This is a genomic window from Rothia sp. HMSC064F07 (genome assembly GCF_001837265.1).
In the GTDB taxonomy this organism is placed as follows: Bacteria; Actinomycetota; Actinomycetes; order Actinomycetales; family Micrococcaceae; genus Rothia; species Rothia mucilaginosa.
The window spans coordinates 1-5,440 of sequence record NZ_KV831917.1 but is presented as its reverse complement, the minus strand read 5'-3'; the positions used below and the strand labels follow the sequence as shown (position 1 = coordinate 5,440).

The window sequence follows — 5,440 nt, the reverse complement described above, 5'->3', positions numbered from 1 at the left end:
TCTGTATAGTTGTATGAGTCGCCGCGGCGAGGAGGAAAAAACGAAGAACTTCTTCGGTGTTTCTCCTAGTCAGAAGCGGTTGAATGGCTTTCAATTGTATAGTGTTTTGGTTTCTTGCTTAGAAGATTCTTGGTCATCTGAATGGTGATGGTGGAGGAGTTTAGGAAAGAAACTTTGTGGTGTGAATCACGGAAAACGGATTTGCATGGCAAACGAAACGCTGGTATAGTTGATTGAGTTGCCGCGGGAACGCGGTGATAACGAAATAACATGAATGACCGTTCAACGGTAAGACGTCCTTCGAATGAAGGGGTCGAGGTGTTGAATCGGTGTGTTGCTTGAGAACTCAATAGTGTGCTTTGTTCAATAAAATCACCATTATGGTGATGGAAACTGAAACTAATACCAAATATTTATTTATATTTGATAATCATCAAATGGTTTCAAATTTAGTCAGCTTGAGTCACGCACCCCCGTGTGTGATTCGCTGTTTGAGATCAGATTATCAAGCTTTTCTATTTTTTCAACGGAGAGTTTGATTCTGGCTCAGGACGAACGCTGGCGGCGTGCTTAACACATGCAAGTCGAACGATGAAGCCTAGCTTGCTAGGTGGATTAGTGGCGAACGGGTGAGTAATACGTGAGTAACCTACCTTTAACTCTGGGATAAGCCTGGGAAACTGGGTCTAATACCGGATACGACCAATCTCCGCATGGGGTGTTGGTGGAAAGCGTTATGTAGTGGTTATAGATGGGCTCACGGCCTATCAGCTTGTTGGTGAGGTAACGGCTCACCAAGGCGACGACGGGTAGCCGGCCTGAGAGGGTGACCGGCCACACTGGGACTGAGACACGGCCCAGACTCCTACGGGAGGCAGCAGTGGGGAATATTGCACAATGGGCGCAAGCCTGATGCAGCGACGCCGCGTGAGGGATGACGGCCTTCGGGTTGTAAACCTCTGTTAGCAGGGAAGAAGAGAGATTGACGGTACCTGCAGAGAAAGCGCCGGCTAACTACGTGCCAGCAGCCGCGGTAATACGTAGGGCGCGAGCGTTGTCCGGAATTATTGGGCGTAAAGAGCTTGTAGGCGGTTTGTCGCGTCTGCTGTGAAAGGCCGGGGCTTAACCCCGTGTATTGCAGTGGGTACGGGCAGACTAGAGTGCAGTAGGGGAGACTGGAATTCCTGGTGTAGCGGTGGAATGCGCAGATATCAGGAGGAACACCGATGGCGAAGGCAGGTCTCTGGGCTGTAACTGACGCTGAGAAGCGAAAGCATGGGGAGCGAACAGGATTAGATACCCTGGTAGTCCATGCCGTAAACGTTGGGCACTAGGTGTGGGGGACATTCCACGTTTTCCGCGCCGTAGCTAACGCATTAAGTGCCCCGCCTGGGGAGTACGGCCGCAAGGCTAAAACTCAAAGAAATTGACGGGGGCCCGCACAAGCGGCGGAGCATGCGGATTAATTCGATGCAACGCGAAGAACCTTACCAAGGCTTGACATATACTGGACCGCATCAGAGATGGTGTTTCCCTTCGGGGCTGGTATACAGGTGGTGCATGGTTGTCGTCAGCTCGTGTCGTGAGATGTTGGGTTAAGTCCCGCAACGAGCGCAACCCTCGTTCTATGTTGCCAGCACGTAATGGTGGGGACTCATAGGAGACTGCCGGGGTCAACTCGGAGGAAGGTGGGGATGACGTCAAATCATCATGCCCCTTATGTCTTGGGCTTCACGCATGCTACAATGGCCGGTACAGAGGGTTGCGATACTGTGAGGTGGAGCTAATCCCTAAAAGCCGGTCTCAGTTCGGATTGGGGTCTGCAACTCGACCCCATGAAGTCGGAGTCGCTAGTAATCGCAGATCAGCAACGCTGCGGTGAATACGTTCCCGGGCCTTGTACACACCGCCCGTCAAGTCACGAAAGTTGGTAACACCCAAAGCCGGTGGCCTAACCTTTTGGAGGGAGCCGTCTAAGGTGGGATTGGCGATTGGGACTAAGTCGTAACAAGGTAGCCGTACCGGAAGGTGCGGCTGGATCACCTCCTTTCTAAGGAGCACATTTAGTTGGCCATGCTGTCCGCGAGTGTCGGATGGGTGGTTTTGCTCATGGGTGGAATGTTGGTTTTGGGTTGGATGAGGCGCATTGTTGGGTTTTGGGGTAACACGCGTGTGTTGTTCCTTTGTTTGCCTGGCATGGTGATGATGCAAATGTTTTGTTTGTGTTGTTGTTGTGTTGTGGGTTGTTGTTTGAGAACTATATAGTGGACGCGAGCATCTTCTGGAATTTGCGTTGAATCAATGCTTTGGTGTTGGTTTGATTGTTGATTTTAGATTCTTATTTTTCTTGATTGTGTGTAAGTTATTAAGGGCACACGGTGGATGCCTTGGCATTAAGAGCCGATGAAGGACGTGTGAATCTGCGATAAGCCTCGGGGAGCCGATAACTGGGCTGTGATCCGAGGATTTCCGAATGGGGAAACCTGGCTCATCTTCATGGTGAGTTACCGCCAGCTGAATGTATAGGCTGGTTGGGGGGAACGCGGGGAAGTGAAACATCTCAGTACCCGCAGGAAGAGAAAATAAAGTAATGATTCTGTGAGTAGTGGCGAGCGAAAGCGGAAGAGACTAAACCTGTGGTGTGTGATAGCGGTTAGGCGTTGCATCATGGGGGTTGTGGGAGTCACAGTGGCAGTTCTAACTGGCTGCCGGCATGATGTTCAGGATGGTAGGTGAACGACTTGGAATGGTCGGCCGTAGAGGGTGAGAGTCCCGTAATCGAAATTGTTCTGTCCGTGGTGTGGCCACCCGAGTAGCACGGGGCTCGTGGAATCTCGTGTGAATCTGCCAGGACCACCTGGTAAGTCTAAATACTTCTTAATGACCGATAGTGAATCAGTACCGTGAGGGAATGGTGAAAAGTACCCCGGGAGGGGAGTGAAATAGTACCTGAAACCGTGTGCTTACAAGCCGTTGGAGCCTTTTGGGGTGACAGCGTGCCTTTTGAAGAATGAGCCTGCGAGTTAGTGTTATGTCGCGAGGTTAACCCGTGTGGGGTATCCGTAGCGAAAGCGAGTCTGAATAGGGCGTTTGAGTGGCATGACCTAGACCCGAAGCGGAGTGATCTATCCATGGCCAGGTTGAAGCGACGGTAAGACGTCGTGGAGGACCGAACCCACTTCAGTTGAAAATGGAGGGGATGAGCTGTGGATAGGGGTGAAAGGCCAATCAAACTCTGTGATAGCTGGTTCTCCCCGAAATGCATTTAGGTGCAGCGTTACGTGTTTCTTGCCGGAGGTAGAGCTACTGGATGGCCGATGGGCCTTCACGGGTTACTGACGTCAGCTAAACTCCGAATGCCGGTAAGTGAGAGCGTAGCAGTGAGACAGTGGGGGATAAGCTTCATTGTCGAGAGGGAAACAGCCCAGACCACCAACTAAGGCCCCTAAGCGTGTGCTAAGTGGGAAAGGATGTGGAGTTGCTTAGACAACCAGGAGGTTGGCTTAGAAGCAGCCATCCTTGAAAGAGTGCGTAACAGCTCACTGGTCAAGTGATTCTGCGCCGATAATGTAGCGGGGCTCAAGTACACCGCCGAAGTTGTGGCAATGATCTTTTTGGATTGTTGGGTAGGGGAGCGTCGTGTAGCCGGTGAAGCTGCGGTGTAAACCAGTGGTGGAGGCTATGCGAGTGAGAATGCAGGCATGAGTAGCGAAAGATGAGTGAGAAACTCATCCGCCGGATGATCAAGGGTTCCAGGGTCAAGTTAATCTGCCCTGGGTTAGTCGGGGCCTAAGGCGAGGCCGACAGGCGTAGTCGATGGATAACGGGTTGATATTCCCGTACCGGTGAAAAACCGCCCATACTGATATTGTGATGCTAACCATGCGAAGCATGATGTGCAGGCTTTTGTTTGTGTGTTGTGTGGGTTGTGGGACCCGATCTTTGGAGGTAAACGTGTTAACAGGTGTGACGCAGGAAGGTAGCCAAGCCACGCGATGGTTGTCGTGGTCTAAGCGTGTAGGGTTGTCGGTTGTTAAATGCGCCGGCTGTGTGCCTGAGACGTGATGGGACCCCGTTTTTGGGGGATTTGGTGATCCTATGCTGCCGAGAAAAGCATCGGCGTGAGGTTTTAGCCGCCCGTACCCTAAACCGACACAGGTGATCAGGTAGAGAATACTAAGGCGATCGAGAGAATCATGGTTAAGGAACTCGGCAAAATGCCCCCGTAACTTCGGGAGAAGGGGGACCTTGAGCGTGATGGGCACTTGCTGCCTGGAGCGTGTATGGGTCGCAGAGACCAGGGGGAAGCGACTGTTTATCAAAAACACAGGTCCGTGCGAAGTCGTAAGACGATGTATACGGACTGACTCCTGCCCGGTGCTGGAAGGTTAAGAGGATTGGTTAGCTCTTTTGGGCGAAGCTGAGAATTTAAGCCCCAGTAAACGGCGGTGGTAACTATAACCATCCTAAGGTAGCGAAATTCCTTGTCGGGTAAGTTCCGACCTGCACGAATGGAGTAACGACTTCCCTACTGTCTCAACCATGAACTCGGCGAAATTGCAGTACGAGTAAAGATGCTCGTTTCGCGCAGCAGGACGGAAAGACCCCGTGACCTTTACTATAGTTTGGTATTGGTGTTTGGTTTGGCTTGTGTAGGATAGGTGGGAGACTGTGAAGCATGGACGCTAGTTTGTGTGGAGTCGTTGTTGAAATACCACTCTGGTCAATCTGGATGTCTAACTTCGGGCCATGATCTGGTTCAGGGACAGTGCCTGATGGGTAGTTTAACTGGGGCGGTTGCCTCCTAAAGTGTAACGGAGGCGCCCAAAGGTTCCCTCAGCCTGGTTGGCAATCAGGTGTTGAGTGTAAGTGCACAAGGGAGCTTGACTGTGAGACTGGCAGGTCGAGCAGGGACGAAAGTCGGGACTAGTGATCCGGCGGTACGTTGTGGAACGGCCGTCGCTCAACGGATAAAAGGTACCTCGGGGATAACAGGCTGATCTTGCCCAAGAGTCCATATCGACGGCATGGTTTGGCACCTCGATGTCGGCTCGTCGCATCCTGGGGCTGGAGTCGGTCCCAAGGGTTGGGCTGTTCGCCCATTAAAGCGGTACGCGAGCTGGGTTCAGAACGTCGTGAGACAGTTCGGTCCCTATCCGCTGCGCGCGTTGGAAATTTGAGAAAGGCTGTCCTTAGTACGAGAGGACCGGGACGGACGAACCTCTGGTATGTCAGTTGTACCGCCAGGTGCATGGCTGATTGGCTACGTTCGGGAGGGATAACCGCTGAAAGCATCTAAGCGGGAAGCCTGTTTCGAGATGAGATTTCCTGGCACTTTGGTGTGTGAGGCTCCTTATAGATGATGAGGTTGATAGGCCGGGTATGGAAGCGGGGACTGAAGACTCGTGGAGTTGACTGGTACTAATAGGCCGAAGGCTTA

General features: G+C 52.1%; 2 rRNA genes. Both read left to right on the top strand.

Going from position 1 to position 5,440, the window contains the following annotated elements:
• Positions 1–523: 523 nt before the first annotated feature.
• Positions 524–2,050: ribosomal RNA gene (locus HMPREF2712_RS00010) — 16S ribosomal RNA — on the top strand.
• 305 nt (positions 2,051–2,355) lie between these two features.
• Positions 2,356–5,440, top strand: a 23S ribosomal RNA gene (locus tag HMPREF2712_RS00005); the annotation flags it as partial.